Origin of the sequence: Streptomyces sp. NBC_00249 (genome assembly GCF_026342355.1) — a bacterium.
GTDB lineage: Bacteria > Actinomycetota > Actinomycetes > Streptomycetales > Streptomycetaceae > Streptomyces.
Map to the genome: position 1 here is coordinate 1,043,820 of NZ_JAPEMV010000002.1, position 17,069 is coordinate 1,060,888.

The following is a 17,069-nucleotide window of genomic DNA, read 5'->3' on the forward strand; positions in this document are numbered from 1 at the left end:
TGCGACATATCTGTCATATATACGCCTAGTCTGACATTGCGCCAGCTCCGACCGGACCCCGGACACCCCTCCGGACCCCCGGTCCACGGCACCTGCGCGCACCGCCCCCTCATGTCAGGGAAGGGAAGGGACGGCCCCCCATGCCCGCAGATCTCGCCGTCATCGGACTCGGCCACCTCGGCCTCCCCCTCGCCCAGGCGGCCGTCGCCGCCGGAATCGAGACCGTCGGCTACGACAGCGGTCCGGCCACGGACAGCACCCTCACCGCCGCCGAGATCCGCCGCATGTCGGCGGCCGGCTTCCGGGTCACCACCAACCCCGCCGAACTCGGCCGCGTCCGCACCGCCGTCATCTGCGCCCCCACCCAGCTCGGCGCCGACCGCGCCCTCGACCTGTCCGCCGTCGGCGAGGCCGGCCGCACCCTCGCCGCCCGGCTGCGCCCGCACACCACCGTCATCCTCGAGTCCGCCGCTCATCCGGGGGTCACCGAGGACTACCTGCGGCCCGTCCTCGAAGCCGGCTCCGGGCTGCGCGCCGGGCGCGACTTCCACCTGGCCTACTCCCCCAGCCGCCTCGACCCCGGCAACCGCACCCACGGCATCTCCAACACCCCCCGGGTGATCGGCGGCCTCACCCCCGCCTGCACCGAGTCGGCGCACGCCTTCTACGCCCGCCTCACCGAGAAGGTGGTGCGCGCCCGCGGCCTGCGGGAGGCGGAGACCGTGCAGCTCCTGGAGACGAACTACCGGCACGTCAACATCGCCCTCATGAACGAGATGGCGGTGCTGTGCCACGACCTCGGCGTCGACCTCTGGGACGTCATCCGCTGCGCCGAGACCAAGCCCTACGGCTTCCAGGCCTTCCGCCCCGGCCCCGGCGTCGGCGGCCATGGCGTCCCCCTCGACCCCAACTACCTCCCCCACACCACCCGCACCCCCGGCCACCCCCTGCGCATGGTGGGCCTGGCGCAGGAGATCAACAACCGGATGCCGCAGTACGTCATCCAGCGCTCCGCCACCCTGCTGAACGAGCACGGCAAGTCCGCGCGCGGCGCCCGCGTCCTGCTGCTCGGTGTCACGTACAAGCCCGACCTCGCCGACCAGGAGGGCTCCCCGGCCCGCGAGGTCGCCAGCCGGCTGCTCGACCTCGGGGCCCTGATCAGCTATCACGACCCGTACATCGCGGGCTGGCGGGTCCGCGACCAGCCCGTGCCGCGCGCCGATTCGCTCTACGAGGCCGCCGCGAACGCCGATCTGACGATCCTGCTCCAGCACCACCGGACGTACGACCTCCAAGGCCTGGCGGTGAAGGCCCAGTTGCTGCTCGACACCCGCGGGGCCAGCCCGGCCGGCGCCGCCCACCGCCTCTGACCCGCCCGGCCCGGCCGCGACGCAGCAGGTCACGGCCGGATCCCGGTCCGGTCACGGCATGCCCCACAGCCGGTCACTCGACCGAAATCCACCCCGCGGACGACGCACCGCCCTGCTAGCCTGCGGCGTCACTTATCCCGCACTTACGCCCGACGGGCACACGTGCGTCCGCTTTCCCTGGGGGGATTCCCGCATGAGCCAGAACTACCAGCCGCCCGCGCCCTCGCCCTACACCGCGGCGCCCGCCCCGGCCCCGGCCCGCAGCAACGTCGGCCTCGGCATCCTCGCCGGCGTCGTGGCCGCCCTGGTCGCGGCCGGCGCGTACGGCGGCATCATGCACGCCATCGAGCGCCAGGTCGGCTACGCCGCCGTCGGCGTCGGCATCCTCGTCGGCCTCGCCGCCGGCAAGGCGGGCGGCAAGAACCCGGCCCTGCCCTTCGTCAGCGCGATCCTCTCGCTCGGCGCCGTCTACCTCGGCCAGCTGTTCTTCATCGCGCTCGTCGTCGCCGACGTCAACAAGGTCGGCCTGGCGGAGGTCCTCGACAAGACCGGCGTCGCCGGCCTGAACGACATCTGGAAGGAGTCCGTCGAGGCGATGGACTACCTCTTCCTCGCCATCGGCGGCTTCATCGCCTTCGGTGCCGCCAAGAAGGTCAACGACTGACCCTGCGTGCCCCGTACGCGGCACTGAGCAGGCACGACGCGATCCGATGCGTCGTCGGACACAGACGCGAAAGCCTCTGCCGCAACGCATCGGAACGATCATATGATCCGCCCGTGCCTGCCACCCCGCCTCCCGATCGGCCCCTCCTCGACCCCGCCCTCGCCTTCCCTGCCCTCGCGCCGCTGCGCGCGGCCACGGTGGCCGGGGACTGGGACGCCCTCGCCACCGCCTTCGAAGCGATCCCCGACGAGGACGACCGCACCCTCGCCTGCCGGGTCGTCGCCGAGACCACCCGGAGCCAGCTCTTCCTGCGGCTCACCGCCGAACGCCTTCCCCGCGATCCGCTGGCCCGGACCCTGTACGCCGCCCGGCTCACGACGATGGGCTGGGAGGTCCGCACCGGCGCGCGGGCCGCACACGTGGCGGCCGAACGGTTCGAGGAGTTCCACGGCTACCTGCGGCGGGCCGAGCGCCTGCTCATCGAGGTCTGTGCCGAGCACCCCGGGTACGCCCTCGCCTGGCACCTGCGCACGGTCACCGCGCGCGGACTCGAACTCGGCCCGAGCGAGACCCGCCGCCGCTACGACCGGCTCACCGAACACCACCCGCACCACTTCTCCGCCCAGAGCCAGCTGCTCCAGCAGCTGTGCCCCAAGTGGGGCGGCAGCTGGGAGGCCGCCGAGGCCTTCGCCGCCGAGTGCCTCGAGCAGGCCCCGCCCGGCTCTCCCGCCGCCGCGCTCGTCGCGATCGTCCAGCTGGAGCGCTGGCTGGCGCTCGCCGAGACGGATCACGACGACGCCGAGGAGTACGTCGAGGACCGGGCCCGGCACGCCGCGCTGACCCAGGCCGCGGCCGCCTCCGTGCTCCACCCGGACTTCGACTCCGCGCGCCCTCACTCGGTCACCGCGCACGGGGTCTTCGCCGCCGTGCACTGCCTGGCGCGCCGCTGGGACGAGGCGGCTCCGCACTTCCGCGCCCTCGGCAACCGGATGAGCGCGTTCCCGTGGGAGTACCTCGGCAGCGACCCGGTCCGCGAGTTCACGACGCACCGCAAGATCGCACTGCCCGACGGCTGAGGGAGCCCCATGATCACCGAAACCTCCGTCGACGGCGTCCGCACCGTCCTCGCCCACCGGCCCGGCCCCGTCACCGCCGGCCTGCTCTTCCGTGTGGGCCGCGCCGACGAGACCCTCGCCACCAGCGGGATCACCCACCTCGTCGAGCACCTCGCCCTGCACCGCCACGGCCTGAGCGACCTGCACTACAACGGCGCCACCGCCTCCGCCTGGACCCACTTCCACGTCACCGGCACCCCCGCCGACGTCGTCGAGTACCTGGGCGGTGTCTGCGCCTCGCTACGGGACCTGCCCATGGACCGGCTGGAGACCGAGAAGGAAATCCTGCGCACCGAGGCCGCCGGCCGCGGCCGCGGACCGGGCCACCATCCGGCCCTCTGGCGCTACGGCGCCCGGTCGTACGGGCTGACGAGCTACGCGGAAGCAGGCCTGACCGGGCCCTCCGGGCTGACCGGGGAAGCCGTACGCGGCTGGGCCGAACAGTGGTTCACCCGCGAGAACGCCGTCCTGTGGATCACCAGCGACGCGGTCCCCGAAGGCCTCGACCTCACCGCGCTCCCCTCCGGCAGCCGCCGTCCCGCCCCCGCCGCCACCTCGGCACTGCCCCGCACCCCCGCGTACTTCTGCGGAGAGGACGGCGCCGTCGTCCTGACGGCCGTCCTCCCCCGCTCCACCGAGGCCTCGCTCTTCGCCGACGTCCTCGGCAAGGAACTCTTCCGCGCCCTGCGCCAGAAGGGCGGCTACTCCTACGTCGCCACCGCCGACTACTCGGTGCGCGACGGCGGGTCCGCCACGCTCACGGCCTTCGCCGACGCCCTGCCGGAGAAGCAGGACGCCGTGGTCGGCGGATTCGTCGACGTCGTCGCCGCCCTCCGGGCCGGCCGGATCGCGCAGGCCGATCTGGACTCCGTACGGTCCGCCCGGCTCGCCCTGTTCGACGCCCCGGAAGCGGACGCGGCCCTCCTGCCCGCCCACGCCCTGGACCTGCTCCTGGGCAACCCCGGCCAGACGAAGGAGGAACTCCGGGCCGAGATCGAGGCGGTCACCACCGGGGACCTGCGGCGGGTGGCCGAGGAGATGTGGGCGGACGCCCTGATGCAGGTGCCCCGCCGCGGCGTGGAGTGGGCGGGCCTGACCTCCGCGCCGCAGCACTCCGACCACGCGGTCGACGGCCGCCGGCTGTCGATGCGCGGCGACGACCGCTTCGCGCTGGTGGTCGGCGAGGACGGCATCAGCCTGCTCGACAGGGGCCGTCCGACCACCGTCGCCTACGAGGACTGCGTCCTGATGCAGGTCTACCCGGACGGCGGGCGCCACCTCGTCGGAGGGGACGGCTTCACCCTGACCGTCGAACCCACCCTCTTCAAGTTCACCGAAGCCGACCTGGCCCCGCTGGACGCCGGGGTACCTCCGGCCTCGGTGATGCGGATGCCGCCCCGCGCCCCCGAGCTGCTCCCGAAGCCGGTCAAGCGGGTCGAGCTCTCGCCGCTGGCCCCGTACATCGGGCTCTGGGTGATGCTCTCCCTGCTGACCGGGCTGCTCACGTGGGGCGCCCTCATGGCCGAGCTGCACGCCCCGGCGGGCCCCGGGGCGGACCGGGTGCTCATCGGCGGCTTCGCCGCGGTCTGGGCCCTGTGCGTGATCCCGACCGTCCGCACCCTGCTCAACATGCGCGCCTATCGCCGCCAGGGCTGACGCCCGACGCCGCACACGCCGGAAGGCCGGCACCCCACCCGGGGCGCCGGCCTTCCGTACGTCACGTCACACGGTTCAGCGGCGGTGCTGCGAGTCCGCGACGGTGACCTCGACCCGCTGGAACTCCTTGAGCTCGCTGTAGCCGGTGGTGGCCATCGAGCGGCGCAGCGCGCCGAAGATGTTCATCGAGCCGTCCGGGCTGTGCGACGGGCCGGTGAGGATCTCCTCGGTGGTGCCGACCGTACCGAGGTCGACCTTCTTGCCGCGCGGCACGTCCTCGTGGACGGCCTCCATGCCCCAGTGGTTGCCCTTGCCGGGCGCGTCGGTGGCACGGGCCAGCGGGGAGCCCATCATCACGGCGTCGGCGCCGCAGGCGACGGCCTTCGGGATGTCGCCGGACCAGCCCACGCCGCCGTCGGCGATGACGTGGACGTAACGGCCGCCGGACTCGTCCATGTAGTCGCGGCGGGCAGCGGCCACGTCCGCGACGGCGGTGGCCATGGGGACCTGGATGCCGAGCACGTTGCGCGTGGTGTGCGCGGCGCCGCCGCCGAAGCCGACGAGGACACCGGCCGCGCCGGTGCGCATCAGGTGCAGGGCCGCGGTGTACGTGGCGCAGCCGCCGACGATGACCGGGACGTCCAGCTCGTAGATGAACTGCTTGAGGTTCAGCGGCTCGGCCGCGCCGGAGACGTGCTCGGCGGAGACGGTGGTGCCGCGGATCACGAAGATGTCCACGCCCGCGTCGACGACGGCCTTGGAGAACTCGGCGGTGCGCTGCGGGGAGAGCGCGGCGGCGGTGACGACACCGGAGTCGCGCACCTCCTTGATGCGCTGCCGGATCAGGTCCGCCTGGATGGGCGCGGAGTAGATCTCCTGGAGGCGGCGGGTCGCGGTCTCCTCGTCCAGCTCCGCGATCTCGTCGAGCAGCGGCTGCGGGTCCTCGTACCGGGTCCACAGACCTTCGAGGTTCAGCACGCCGAGGCCGCCGAGCTCGCCGATGCGGATCGCGGTCTGCGGGGAGACCACCGAGTCCATGGGGGCGGCCAGGAAGGGGAGCTCGAAGCGGTACGCGTCGATCTGCCAGGCGATCGAGACCTCCTTCGGGTCCCGCGTACGCCGGCTGGGGACGATGGCGATGTCGTCGAAGGCGTACGCCCGGCGGCCGCGCTTGCCGCGCCCGATCTCGATCTCAGTCACGTGTGGTGGCCTTTCCTGTGGGTCTGCCCGTCCAGTATCCCCGAACCCCGGGGACGCGCGTTCCGGTGACCGCTGTACGGACGGCTGCGATGCTCCGAACGACGTGCGCGGGCACGCCGAAGGGGCGGACCCGGCCGGGCCCGCCCCTCAGGTGTCGCGTCGGTCAGCCCTTGCGGGAGTAGTTCGGCGCTTCGACGGTCATCTGGATGTCGTGCGGGTGGCTCTCCTTGAGGCCCGCCGAGGTGATCCGGACGAAGCGGCCGCGGTCCTGGAGCTCGGGGACGGTGCGTCCGCCGACGTAGAACATCGACTGGCGCAGGCCGCCGACCAGCTGGTGCACGACCGCCGACAGCGGGCCGCGGTAGGGCACCTGGCCCTCGATGCCCTCGGGGATGAGCTTGTCGTCGCCGCCCACGCCCTCCTGGAAGTAGCGGTCCTTGGAGAAGGACTTGCGGTCGCCGCGGGACTGCATCGCGCCGAGCGAGCCCATGCCGCGGTACGACTTGAACTGCTTGCCGTTGATGAAGAGCAGCTCGCCCGGGGACTCCTCGCAGCCCGCGAGCAGCGAGCCGAGCATCACCGTGTCGGCGCCCGCGACCAGGGCCTTCGCGATGTCGCCGGAGTACTGGAGGCCGCCGTCGCCGATGACCGGGACGCCCGCGGCCTTGGCGGCCAGGGAGGCCTCGTAGATCGCGGTGACCTGCGGGACGCCGATGCCGGCGACGACGCGGGTGGTGCAGATGGAGCCGGGGCCGACGCCGACCTTGATGCCGTCGCAGCCGGCGTCGATCAGGGCCTGGGCGCCGTCGCGGGTGGCGATGTTGCCGCCGATGACGTCCACCGAGGAGTTCGACTTGATCTTGGAGACCATGTCGCCGACCAGGCGGGAGTGGCCGTGCGCGGTGTCGACGACGATGAAGTCGGCGCCCGCGTCGATCAGGGCCTGGGCGCGCTCGTACGCGTCGCCGGCGACGCCGACGGCCGCGCCGACGAGGAGGCGGCCGTCCTTGTCCTTGGCGGCGTTCGGGTACTTCTCGGCCTTGACGAAGTCCTTGACCGTGATGAGGCCCTTGAGGATGCCCGCCTCGTCGACCAGCGGAAGCTTCTCGATCTTGTGGCGGCGCAGCAGCTCCATGGCGTCCACGCCGGAGATGCCGACCTTGCCCGTGACCAGCGGCATCGGGGTCATGACCTCGCGCACCTGGCGGCTGCGGTCCGACTCGAAGGCCATGTCGCGGTTGGTGACGATGCCGAGCAGCTTGCCCGCCGGGTCGGTGACCGGGACGCCGGAGATGCGGAACTTCGCGCAGAGCTCGTCGGCCTCGCCCAGGGTCGCGTCGGGGTGCACCGTGATCGGGTCGGTGACCATGCCGGACTCGGAGCGCTTGACCAGGTCGACCTGGTTGGCCTGGTCGGCGATGGAGAGGTTGCGGTGCAGAACGCCGACGCCGCCCTGGCGGGCCATCGCGATGGCCATGCGGGCCTCGGTGACCTTGTCCATGGCGGCGGACAGCAGCGGAACGTTCACGCGGACGTTGCGCGAGATGAGGGAGGAGGTGTCGATCGCGTCAGGCGACATGTCCGACGCGCCCGGCAGCAGCAGCACGTCGTCGTAGGTCAGTCCGAGCGTGGCGAATTTGTCGGGCACTCCGTCGGCGGTCATGACACCTTCCCAAATGGTCTTGCTCAGCGGGGATGTCCATGCTAACGGGATACCGACGCGTCTCATTCCACGACCAAGGTCAACCGTGATTTTCGTGGCTTCCTACAAGGTATTCGGCCTACGGAAGCGCGCCCGAGCGACCCCGCGCACCGACAAGGCGCACGGGACGGCCACCGGACCGCCGCTCACTGCTCGGCGAGCGCCCTCAGACGGCTCAGCGCCCGGTGCTGCGCGACCCGCACCGCGCCCGGCGACATCCCGAGCATCTGCCCGGTCTCCTCCGCGGTCAGCCCGACGGCCACCCGCAGGACGAGGAGCTCGCGCTGGTTCTCGGGCAGGTTGGCGAGCAGCTTCTTGGCCCAGGCGGCGTCGCTGCTGAGCAGCGCCCGCTCCTCCGGGCCCAGCGAGTCGTCGGGCCGCTCCGGCATCTCGTCCGAGGGCACGGCCGTGCTCCCGGGGTGCCGCATGGCGGCCCGCTGGAGGTCGGCGACCTTGTGCGCGGCGATGGCGAAGACGAAGGCCTCGAAGGGGCGCCCGGTGTCCCGGTAGCGGGGCAGCGCCATCAGGACGGCGACGCAGACCTCCTGCGCCAGGTCCTCGACGAAGTGACGAGCGTCACCCGGCAGGCGCGACAGCCGCGTGCGGCAGTAGCGGATGGCGAGGGGGTGCACGAAGGCCAGCAGGTCGTGCGTGGCCTGCTCGTCGCCCTCGACCGCGCGGCGTACGAGCGCGCTGACGGCCCCGGCGCCACCGCTCTTGGCGGCGCTGGTGGGGCCTGTGGCCGCGGGGGACCCCGGGGCCTCGTCGTCGCGCATCAATCCATGGTGCCTTGGCGCCGGAGCATTCGCGGCACCGCGGTCCGTGTTGTGCATCGAAGCGTTATGAGCGGGTGCGCCGGAACTCATCATTTGCGCCCTCCCCTCCGCTCGGCCCGAATCGTCGTCCCCGAGGACGCGACCTCTCCAAGAATGCGGCACACCCTCAAGGATGCGGCATCGCGCCCGAAGCGACACGTCCCCCGGATCCTGCCCCGCCAATCCCCGGCGGAAAGCCGGGTGCGGCGGGGCGGCGTGCCGCCCCGCCCGCCGGTGGCGGACGGGACCGCCCGGGGCAGCCGGTCTTCGGTCCCGCCGTCAGCGGACGAGGCCCCAGCGGAAGCCGAGCGCCACGGCGTGCGCCCGGTCCGAGGCGCCGAGCTTCTTGAACAGACGGCGGGCGTGCGTCTTGACCGTGTCCTCGGAGAGGAAGAGCTCGCGCCCGATCTCCGCGTTGGACCGGCCGTGGCTCATGCCCTCCAGCACCTGGATCTCGCGCGCGGTGAGCGTGGGCGCGGCGCCCATCTCGGCCGAGCGGAGCCGGCGCGGGGCCAGCCTCCAGGTCGGGTCGGCGAGGGCCTGGGTGACCGTGGCCCGCAGTTCGGCGCGCGAGGCGTCCTTGTGCAGGTATCCGCGGGCGCCGGCGGCGACCGCGAGGGCCACGCCGTCCAGGTCCTCGGCGACCGTCAGCATGATGATGCGGGCGCCCGGGTCGGCCGACAGGAGGCGGCGGACCGTCTCGACGCCTCCGAGGCCGGGCATCCGGACATCCATCAGGATCAGGTCGGAGCGGTCGGCACCCCAGCGGCGGAGGACTTCCTCGCCGTTGGCAGCCGTCGTCACACGCTCGACGCCGGGCACGGTGGCAACCGCGCGACGGAGCGCCTCTCGGGCAAGCGGGGAGTCGTCGCAGACGAGGACGGATGTCATGACCGCCCTCCGCAGCTGCTGATGCGCGTCACCTTGAGCCTCCAGGCTGGTACGTATCGTCACCTGTGCGGTCGATGCCCTCGGACACCTGTCCGGGAACTTCTTGGTTCAACCGCCTTCGCACTCTCAACGATGGTCACTCGAAAGAGTTACGGGTTGGACGAACACCTTCGGCACTCTACGTGAGGAAGCGATCACCGCGTGGGAGCCACGAGTCATCCGTCCTCCATCTGGAGCTATGCCCTATTTGGCGGCTTTCCTTCCGTTTGCCATGTGTCTGAGGCTAGATTCCCAATGAGTCATATTTACATCTACTACGACAGTAGGTGTGGAGACATGGACCGCAACCGCCTCAGTACCGGCACAGAGGACTACCAATGGCAGATTTCTCCCGCCTCCCCGGACCGAACGCCGACCTCTGGGACTGGCAGCTGCTGGCTGCCTGCCGCGGAGTCGACAGCTCCCTGTTCTTCCACCCGGAAGGCGAGCGCGGAGCGGCCAGGAGCGCGCGCGAGGCCTCGGCTAAAGAGGTCTGCATGAGATGCCCGGTGCGCTCGGAATGCGCCGCGCACGCACTCGCCGTCCGTGAGCCCTACGGGGTGTGGGGCGGCCTCACCGAGGACGAACGCGAAGAGCTGATGGGCCGCGCACGCCACCGCCTGATCCCCGCCTCCAGCACGATCGGCCCCATCACCCCGCACTGACCCGGCCCCGACGCCGGCCGCATGAAGGAACGTTTCTCCTGCTCCAGGTACGACACACCGGCCGGGCGTGTCGCACCTGGGGCAGGGGCCGCGGCCGCGCACCGTCAGCGCGCGGCGGCCCGCACCAGCTCGCCCAGGGTCGCCGCCACCGCCGGTACGCGCGCCAGGTCCGGCAGCGTCAGCGCCACGACCTCCCGCTCCACGGCCGGCTCCACCGCCAGGGTGCTCACGCCCTTGGCCCGTACGGACTCCACCGCCAGCTCCGGCAGCACCGCGACCCCGAGGCCGGCCCCGACCAGCCCGACCACGGCCGGGTAGTCGTCGGTGGCGAAGTCGATGCGCGGGGTGAAGCCCGCGCCCTCGCACACCTCCACCAGGTGGCGGCGGCAGCGCGGGCAGCCCGCGATCCAGGGCTCCTCGGCCAGCTCGGCCATGCCCACCCGCTCCGCGCCCGCCAGCCGGTGCCCCTCGGGGACCAGCCCGACGAGCCGGTCGGTCAGCAGCGGGGTGACCACGAGGTCCTCCCATTCGGCCGCGGTGGCGGACGTACCGCTCTCGCCGCCGTAGCGGAAGGCCAGCGCGAGGTCGCAGTCGCCCTCGCGCAGCATCTCCACCGACCTCGGCGGCTCCGCCTCGACCAGTGAGATCCGGGTGCCGGGGTGCGCGGCGCGCATCGCGGCCAGCGCGGTCGGCACCAGCGTGGAGCTGCCGCTCGGGAAGGACACCAGGCGGACCCGGCCCGCGCGCAGCCCGGCGATGGCCGCGACCTCCTCCTCGGCGGCGACGAGCCCGGCCAGGATCCCGGCGGCGTGCCGCACGAGGGCCTCGCCGGCCTGGGTGAGCCGCATCTCGCGGCCCGTACGGATCAGCAGGGGGGTGCCGGCCGACTGCTCCAGCGCTTTCATCTGCTGGGAGACGGCCGGCTGGGTGCAGCCGAGCTCGCGGGCGGCGGCGGAGAAGGACCCGGTCCCGGCGACAGCGCGCAGAACCCGGAGATGACGTGCCTCGATCACCCTTCGAGTATAAGCCCGGCTTTGACCGCACCGTGAATATCCGACGGCACCTTTGGGTGGGGCTCCGCCAGTCCGGTGACAGCGCTAGCGTGGCGGTATGCACCTGATCTCCGTGAACCTGGGCCGGGCCACGGCCGCCGACTACACCGACGCGGAGGGCGGGGTGACGGGCATCGGCAAGCGGCCCGTACCCGGGCCGGTCCACGTGCGGGCCCCCGGTCCGAAGGCGACCGGCCTCGGCAGCGGGCTCGCGGGCGACGCCGTCTGCGACCGGCGCCACCACGGCGGGGACCACCAGGCGGTGTACGCGTACGCCCGCGAGGACCTCGACTGGTGGCAGCGGGAACTGGGCCGCGAGCTGTCCGGCGGCCTCTTCGGCGAGAACCTCACCACCAGCGGCGTCGACCTGAACGCGGCGCTGCTCGGCGAGCGCTGGCGGGTCGGGGCGGACCTGGTGCTGGAGGTGGCTTCGGCGCGGATCCCCTGCCGGACCTTCCAGGGCGCGCTGGACGAGCCCCGCTGGGTCCGGCGGTTCACGGAGGCGGTCCGTCCGGGCGCGTACCTGCGGGTGGTCGAGGAGGGCGAGGTCTCCCCCGGCGACCGGGTCGAGGTGCTGAGCCGTCCGGACCACGAGGTGTCGGTGGCGTTCTGGTTCCGCGCCTTCACCACGGAGCGGGAGCTGCTGCCGCGGACCCTGGCCGCCGGTGACGCCATGGAGCCGGAGGCTCACGAGACCGTACGGGCCTACCTGCGCAGGCACGGCGGCTGACGCGGGGAGCTAGGTTGCGCCTATGACGACTGCGTTGATCACAGGATCCACGGCGGGCATCGGCGCCGCCTTCGCCCGCCGGCTCGCCGCCCAGGGACACAACCTCGTACTGGTGGCCCGCGACACCGAGCGGCTGGCCGAGCAGGCCACCGAGCTGCACGACCGGCACGGCATCGAGGCCGAGGTGCTGGCCGCCGACCTCTCGACCGACGCGGGCATCGAGTCGGTCGAGGCCCGGCTCGGGGACCGTACGCACCCCGTGGACCTGCTGGTCAACAACGCCGGCTTCGGCAACAAGGGCCGTTACCTCGAGGTGTCGATGGCCGACGAGCTGGCCATGGTCAAGGTGCACGTCGAGGCGGTGCTGCGGCTGACCTCGGCGGCCACCGCCTCGATGCGCGAGCGCGGCCGGGGCGGGGTGGTGAACGTGGCCTCGGTGGCCGCCTTCGTCCCGCGCGGGACCTACGGGGCCAGCAAGGCCTGGGTCGTGCAGTTCACCCAGGGCGCGGCGAAGGACCTGGCGGGTTCCGGGGTGCGGCTGATGGCGCTGTGCCCCGGTTTCGTACGGACCGAGTTCCACCAGCGGGCCGGGATGGGCACCGACAACATCCCGGGCTGGCTGTGGCTGGACGCCGACAAGCTGGTGGCGGCGGCGCTGGCGGACCTGGCGCGGGGCAAGACGGTGTCGATCCCGGACCCGCGGTACAAGGCGTTGATGGGCGTGGTGAAGCTGACGCCGCGCGGGCTGCTCGGCGGGGTGTCCTCCCGTACGGGGCGCAAGTACGGTCCCCAGTAACCCTCGTACTCACCAGTAAACCGGCCGACTGGGCGAAACCTCCCTAAAATGGACTTGCCCCATCCAGCCCGGGAGACACCATGACATTCGTACAGATAATCGATTACAAGACCAGTCGGCAGGATGACCTCAATCAGCTGCTCGACCGGTACGTCTCGCAGAGCCAGGGCAAGCGCACTGTCACCCACAGCATCATGGGCAAGGACCGCGAGAACGAGAACCACTACGTGGAACTGGTCGAATTCCCCTCGTACGAAGAGGCCATGAAGAACTCTCATCTCCCGGAGACGGACAGGATGTTCCAGGAGATGGTGGCCCTCTGTGACGGGATGCCCAGCTTCACCAACCTGGACGTCGTCCGGGACGAGCACCTCAACACGATGCTGGTGAACCGGATGTACGACGAGCTCGCGATGAAGGGCGACATGTCCGTCGCCGAGGAGATCTTCGCGTCGGACTACCGCGACCACGACATCAGCAACCCCGAGGACAAGATCGGGCCCGCGGGCATGCGCGAGGACGTGAAGATGTGGCGGGGCGGCTTCGACTTCACCTTCACGCGGGACGCCCAGATGGCGCAGGACGACTACGTCACCACGCTGTGGACCTGGACCGGCAAGCACAAGGGCGAGTTCATGGGCATCGCCCCGACCGGCAAGTCCTGCACGATGACCGGCACGACGGTCTTCCGGTGCGAGGACGGAATGATCAAGGAAGGCTGGTGGCACTACGACGCCATGGGCCTGATGCGCCAACTGGGTGCCATGTAGCCCCCGCAGACACGCCCTCACACACGCCCTCACACACGGGAAGGCCCCGTTCCGCAGATGCGGAACGGGGCCTTCCTTCAGTGCGGGGCGCGATCAGTGGCTGTGGCCGTGACCGTGGCCGTGACCGGCGTCGGCCTCTTCCTCGGCCGGCTTCTCGACGACCAGGGTCTCGGTCGTGAGCAGCAGGGAGGCGATGGAAGCGGCGTTCTCCAGCGCGGAGCGGGTGACCTTGACCGGGTCGATGACGCCGGCCTTGACCAGGTCGCCGTACTCGCCGGTGGCGGCGTTGAAGCCCTGGCCCTTGTCGAGCTCGGCGACCTTCGAGGTGATGACGTAGCCCTCGAGGCCGGCGTTCTCGGCGATCCAGCGCAGCGGCTCGACCGCGGCGCGGCGGACGACGGAGACGCCGGTGCCCTCGTCGCCGGTCAGGCCGAGGTTGCCCTCGAGGACCTTGACGGCGTGGACGAGCGCGGAGCCACCGCCGGAGACGATGCCCTCCTCGACCGCGGCGCGGGTCGCCGAGATGGCGTCCTCGAGGCGGTGCTTCTTCTCCTTGAGCTCCACCTCGGTGGCGGCGCCGACCTTGATGACGCAGACGCCGCCGGCGAGCTTCGCCAGGCGCTCCTGCAGCTTCTCGCGGTCCCAGTCGGAGTCCGTGGACTCGATCTCGGCCTTGATCTGGTTGACGCGGCCCGCGACGTCACCGGCGTTGCCGCCGCCGTCGACGATGGTCGTGTCGTCCTTGGAGATGGTCACGCGGCGGGCGGAGCCCAGCACGTCCAGACCGGCCTGGTCGAGCTTGAGGCCGACCTCCTCGGCGATGACGGTGGCACCGGTGAGGGTGGCCATGTCCTGGAGCATCGCCTTGCGACGGTCACCGAAGCCGGGGGCCTTGACGGCGACCGCGTTGAAGGTGCCGCGGATCTTGTTGACGACGAGGGTGGAGAGCGCCTCGCCCTCGACGTCCTCGGCGATGATCAGCAGCGGGCGGGAGCCGCCGGCCTGGATGACCTTCTCGAGCAGCGGCAGGAGGTCCTGGATGGAGGAGATCTTGCCCTGGTTGATCAGGATGTACGGCTCGTCGAGGACGGCCTCCATACGCTCCTGGTCGGTCACCATGTACGGCGAGAGGTAGCCCTTGTCGAAGGCCATGCCCTCGGTGAACTCCAGCTCCAGGCCGAAGGTGTTGGACTCCTCGACGGTGATGACACCGTCCTTGCCGACCTTGTCCATCGCCTCGGCGATGAGCTCGCCGACCTGCGAGTCCTGCGCGGAGAGCGCGGCCACGGCGGCGATGTCCGACTTGTCCTCGATCGGGCGGGCGGTCGCGAGGAGCTCCTCGGACACGGCCTTGACCGCGGCGTCGATGCCCTTCTTCAGGGCGGCCGGGGAGGCGCCGGCGGCGACGTTGCGCAGACCCTCGCGGACCAGCGCCTGGGCCAGCACGGTGGCGGTGGTGGTGCCGTCACCCGCGATGTCGTTGGTCTTGGTCGCCACCTCCTTCACGAGCTGCGCGCCGAGGTTCTCGTACGGGTCGTCGAGCTCGACCTCACGGGCGATGGTGACACCGTCGTTGGTGATGGTCGGCGCGCCGAACTTCTTGTCGATGACGACGTTGCGGCCCTTGGGGCCGATCGTCACCTTGACCGTGTCGGCCAGCTTGTTGACGCCGCGCTCGAGGGCGCGACGGGCGTCCTCGTCAAACTTCAGAATCTTCGGCATGGGAGCGGTTCCGCCCTCTCGTTGCGATCCTCGGCCGCTCACCGCGACCGCATGGAAACGAACTACGCCCCTCGCCGCCCGGCATCAGCAGGGGTGACCAGGGGCGTAGCTCAAAGCAAAACTGGAGAAGTGATTACTTCTCGACGATCGCGAGCACGTCGCGGGCCGAGAGGACGAGGTACTCCTCGCCGTTGTACTTCACTTCGGTGCCGCCGTACTTGGAGTACAGGACGACGTCGCCGACGGTGACGTCCAGCGGGAGACGCTGGCCGTCCTCGAAGCGGCCCGGGCCCACGGCAAGGACGACGCCCTCCTGGGGCTTCTCCTTCGCGGTGTCCGGGATGACCAGGCCAGAGGCCGTGGTCTGCTCGGCGTCGAGCGGCTGGACCACAATGCGGTCCTCGAGCGGCTTGATGGCAACCTTGGAGCTGGTGGTCGTCACGATCCGACCTCCCCCTTCGGAGATCCGGGGTTAACTGTCTGAGGTGGCGACCAGGTCGATCCGTCGTCGCGGGTGCCGGATCTGCCTGTCGCTGTGTTGGCACTCACCAGGGGCGAGTGCCAGATGCGACACTATTCCGGCGATTAGCACTCGGTCAAGCGGAGTGCCAATCCTGCTCCTGGCGGGTCGTGATCCCGCCATCGTGTTCCGGCCACCGGCCGCCCCCGATCCCGGTCCGGCGGGCCCGGCCTGAGTACCCGTACTCAGGCGCCCGCGGCGAGCGGCGGCGGACACTGCGGCCATGACAACGCAGACACACGAGGGCGGCGCCCGCACCGGATCCGACTGGGTGGCCGACATCGCGACGGCGCTGATGGTGCTGCTCCTGGAGGCCATGGCCGTGGCCGTCGGCCTCTACGTGGCGCTCGTGGCCGCCTGGGACCCGGACGGCACCGACGAGAACGAGGTCGTGGTCATCAGTTCGCTGATCGGCGGGATCCTGCTGACCGCCCTGGTCTCCGCGCTGGTCTCGCACCGCGCCTTCCGCCGCCGCGCCCCCGTCACGGGCGTCGTCCAGGCGCTGGTCTGCGCGGCACTGGTGGTGGGCGCGGCCGCCATGGTCTTCGCGGTGAACGACACCCCGGAGCCGCGGAAGCCGGCCCTGACGACGTATCTGGACACCGACGGGTAGCGCTCCGACGAGTAGCACTGGGGTAGCTCCGACGGGTGATTGCGGGCGGTATGTCAGAGTTGACCGATGCGCATCCTGGTGGTCGAAGACGAAGAAGGCCTGGCCGAATCCCTGCGGCGCGGCCTCGGCACCGAAGGCCATCTCGTCGAGGTCGCCCACGACGGCCACCGGGGGCTCGACCTCGCCCTCACCGGCGGCCCGTACGACGTGGTCCTGCTGGACCTGATGCTGCCCGGGCTCGGCGGGCACGAGATCTGCGCCCGGATGCGCGCCCACGGCGACCCCACCCCCGTCCTGATGCTGACCGCCCGGGACGGCGAGGGGGACGAGGCCGAGGGGCTCGACGCCGGCGCCGACGACTACCTCACCAAGCCCTTCTCCTTCGTCGTCCTCGGCGCCCGCCTGCGCGCCCTCGCCCGGCGCGCCGCCGCCCCCGAGCCCGCCGTCCTGCGGGCCGGGGACCTCCTCCTCGACCCGCAGGACCGGCGCTGCCGCCGGGGCGGGCAGGACGTCGAGCTCACCGCGCGCGAGGTCGGCGTCCTCGCCTGCCTGATGGCCCGGCCCGGGCGGGCCGTCGCCAAACAGGACATCCTCGACGAGGTCTGGGACGCCCCGCACGGCATCGACCCGAACATCGTCGAGGTGTACGTCTCCTCCCTGCGCAGGAAGATCGACGCCCCCTTCGGCCGGCGCTCCATCCTCACCGTCCACGGGACCGGCTACCGGATGGCGCCCGACGGTGGCTGACC

At 71.5% G+C, this 17,069-nt stretch carries 17 protein-coding genes; 10 read left to right on the plus strand and 7 right to left on the minus strand.

Annotated features, from left to right (window positions below):
- Positions 1-140 precede the first annotated feature (140 nt).
- From OOK31_RS13575 to OOK31_RS13590, 4 genes are all read left to right on the plus strand, one after another.
- A complete protein-coding gene (locus OOK31_RS13575) occupies positions 141-1,370 on the plus strand; it encodes a nucleotide sugar dehydrogenase (RefSeq protein WP_267012714.1) in 1,230 nt (409 codons plus the stop codon).
- A gap of 193 nt (positions 1,371-1,563) precedes the next feature.
- Positions 1,564-2,034, plus strand: coding sequence for a hypothetical protein (locus OOK31_RS13580; RefSeq protein WP_267012715.1), 471 nt, complete (start codon positions 1,564-1,566; stop codon positions 2,032-2,034).
- Between the two features lie 113 nt (positions 2,035-2,147).
- A complete protein-coding gene (locus tag OOK31_RS13585; protein ID WP_267012716.1) occupies positions 2,148-3,110 on the plus strand; it encodes a hypothetical protein in 963 nt (320 codons plus the stop codon).
- A 9-nt stretch (positions 3,111-3,119) separates the two neighbouring features.
- Positions 3,120-4,805, plus strand: coding sequence for a pitrilysin family protein (locus tag OOK31_RS13590; protein ID WP_267012717.1), 1,686 nt, complete (start codon positions 3,120-3,122; stop codon positions 4,803-4,805).
- Between the two features lie 75 nt (positions 4,806-4,880).
- Here OOK31_RS13590 and OOK31_RS13595 read toward each other — a convergent pair whose 3' ends face one another.
- From OOK31_RS13595 to OOK31_RS13610, 4 genes are all read right to left on the minus strand, one after another.
- Complete coding sequence (locus OOK31_RS13595) at positions 4,881-6,005, minus strand: GuaB3 family IMP dehydrogenase-related protein (protein WP_030230774.1); 1,125 nt, start codon at positions 6,003-6,005, stop codon at positions 4,881-4,883.
- A gap of 163 nt (positions 6,006-6,168) precedes the next feature.
- Positions 6,169-7,668 carry an IMP dehydrogenase gene (gene guaB / locus OOK31_RS13600; RefSeq protein ID WP_267012718.1) on the minus strand — a complete coding sequence of 500 codons (1,500 nt, stop codon included), beginning with the start codon at positions 7,666-7,668 and terminating at the stop codon, positions 6,169-6,171.
- Positions 7,669-7,853: 185 nt separating this feature from the next.
- On the minus strand, positions 7,854-8,483 hold the full coding sequence (locus OOK31_RS13605; protein ID WP_267012719.1) for a sigma-70 family RNA polymerase sigma factor: 630 nt from the start codon (positions 8,481-8,483) through the stop codon (positions 7,854-7,856).
- Positions 8,484-8,801: 318 nt separating this feature from the next.
- Positions 8,802-9,413 (minus strand): response regulator transcription factor, encoded by a 612-nt coding sequence (locus tag OOK31_RS13610; protein ID WP_003948568.1) that lies wholly within the window; start codon positions 9,411-9,413, stop codon positions 8,802-8,804.
- Positions 9,414-9,790: 377 nt separating this feature from the next.
- On the opposite strand from OOK31_RS13610, the gene OOK31_RS13615 reads away from it, so the two are divergent.
- Complete coding sequence (locus OOK31_RS13615; RefSeq protein WP_045949016.1) at positions 9,791-10,117, plus strand: WhiB family transcriptional regulator; 327 nt, start codon at positions 9,791-9,793, stop codon at positions 10,115-10,117.
- 104 nt (positions 10,118-10,221) lie between these two features.
- Here the strand turns inward: OOK31_RS13615 and OOK31_RS13620 are convergent, their stop codons facing one another.
- Positions 10,222-11,130: a LysR family transcriptional regulator gene (locus OOK31_RS13620; RefSeq protein WP_267012720.1), complete on the minus strand. Its 909-nt coding sequence runs from the start codon at positions 11,128-11,130 to the stop codon at positions 10,222-10,224.
- 97 nt (positions 11,131-11,227) lie between these two features.
- Here OOK31_RS13620 and OOK31_RS13625 point away from each other — a divergent pair, with 97 nt between their 5' ends.
- The 3 genes from OOK31_RS13625 to OOK31_RS13635 all read left to right on the plus strand — a co-directional run bounded on the left by OOK31_RS13625 (position 11,228) and on the right by OOK31_RS13635 (position 13,465).
- A complete protein-coding gene (locus tag OOK31_RS13625) occupies positions 11,228-11,899 on the plus strand; it encodes an MOSC domain-containing protein (RefSeq protein ID WP_267012721.1) in 672 nt (223 codons plus the stop codon).
- 22 nt (positions 11,900-11,921) lie between these two features.
- A complete protein-coding gene (locus tag OOK31_RS13630) occupies positions 11,922-12,695 on the plus strand; it encodes an SDR family oxidoreductase (RefSeq protein ID WP_267012722.1) in 774 nt (257 codons plus the stop codon).
- Between the two features lie 80 nt (positions 12,696-12,775).
- The gene (locus OOK31_RS13635) at positions 12,776-13,465 is read left to right on the plus strand and encodes an ester cyclase (RefSeq protein WP_267012723.1); all 690 of its coding nucleotides are present in this window, start codon (positions 12,776-12,778) and stop codon (positions 13,463-13,465) included.
- Positions 13,466-13,558: 93 nt separating this feature from the next.
- Here OOK31_RS13635 and groL read toward each other — a convergent pair whose 3' ends face one another.
- Both groL and groES read right to left on the minus strand, forming a co-directional pair.
- The gene (gene groL / locus OOK31_RS13640; protein WP_267012724.1) at positions 13,559-15,187 is read right to left on the minus strand and encodes a chaperonin GroEL; all 1,629 of its coding nucleotides are present in this window, start codon (positions 15,185-15,187) and stop codon (positions 13,559-13,561) included.
- 133 nt (positions 15,188-15,320) lie between these two features.
- Complete coding sequence (gene groES, locus OOK31_RS13645) at positions 15,321-15,629, minus strand: co-chaperone GroES (RefSeq protein WP_008739621.1); 309 nt, start codon at positions 15,627-15,629, stop codon at positions 15,321-15,323.
- Between the two features lie 301 nt (positions 15,630-15,930).
- On the opposite strand from groES, the gene OOK31_RS13650 reads away from it, so the two are divergent.
- Positions 15,931-16,320, plus strand: coding sequence for a DUF6234 family protein (locus tag OOK31_RS13650; RefSeq protein ID WP_267012725.1), 390 nt, complete (start codon positions 15,931-15,933; stop codon positions 16,318-16,320).
- 66 nt (positions 16,321-16,386) lie between these two features.
- Complete coding sequence (locus OOK31_RS13655) at positions 16,387-17,067, plus strand: response regulator transcription factor (protein ID WP_267012726.1); 681 nt, start codon at positions 16,387-16,389, stop codon at positions 17,065-17,067.
- The last annotated feature ends 2 nt before the right edge of the window (positions 17,068-17,069 follow it).

Excerpts from the sequence above, each read along its gene's own strand:
- OOK31_RS13575 (WP_267012714.1), top strand. The coding sequence starts at position 141 with ATGCCCGCAGATCTCGCCGTCATCGGACTCGGCCACCTCGGCCTCCCC.
- OOK31_RS13580 (WP_267012715.1), top strand. The coding sequence starts at position 1,564 with ATGAGCCAGAACTACCAGCCGCCCGCGCCCTCGCCCTACACCGCGGCG.
- OOK31_RS13590 (WP_267012717.1), top strand. The coding sequence starts at position 3,120 with ATGATCACCGAAACCTCCGTCGACGGCGTCCGCACCGTCCTCGCCCAC.
- guaB (WP_267012718.1), bottom strand. The coding sequence starts at position 7,668 with ATGACCGCCGACGGAGTGCCCGACAAATTCGCCACGCTCGGACTGACC.
- OOK31_RS13605 (WP_267012719.1), bottom strand. The coding sequence starts at position 8,483 with ATGCGCGACGACGAGGCCCCGGGGTCCCCCGCGGCCACAGGCCCCACC.
- OOK31_RS13610 (WP_003948568.1), bottom strand. The coding sequence starts at position 9,413 with ATGACATCCGTCCTCGTCTGCGACGACTCCCCGCTTGCCCGAGAGGCG.
- OOK31_RS13615 (WP_045949016.1), top strand. The coding sequence starts at position 9,791 with ATGGCAGATTTCTCCCGCCTCCCCGGACCGAACGCCGACCTCTGGGAC.
- OOK31_RS13625 (WP_267012721.1), top strand. The coding sequence starts at position 11,228 with ATGCACCTGATCTCCGTGAACCTGGGCCGGGCCACGGCCGCCGACTAC.
- OOK31_RS13630 (WP_267012722.1), top strand. The coding sequence starts at position 11,922 with ATGACGACTGCGTTGATCACAGGATCCACGGCGGGCATCGGCGCCGCC.
- OOK31_RS13635 (WP_267012723.1), top strand. The coding sequence starts at position 12,776 with ATGACATTCGTACAGATAATCGATTACAAGACCAGTCGGCAGGATGAC.
- groL (WP_267012724.1), bottom strand. The coding sequence starts at position 15,187 with ATGCCGAAGATTCTGAAGTTTGACGAGGACGCCCGTCGCGCCCTCGAG.
- OOK31_RS13650 (WP_267012725.1), top strand. The coding sequence starts at position 15,931 with ATGACAACGCAGACACACGAGGGCGGCGCCCGCACCGGATCCGACTGG.
- OOK31_RS13655 (WP_267012726.1), top strand. The coding sequence starts at position 16,387 with ATGCGCATCCTGGTGGTCGAAGACGAAGAAGGCCTGGCCGAATCCCTG.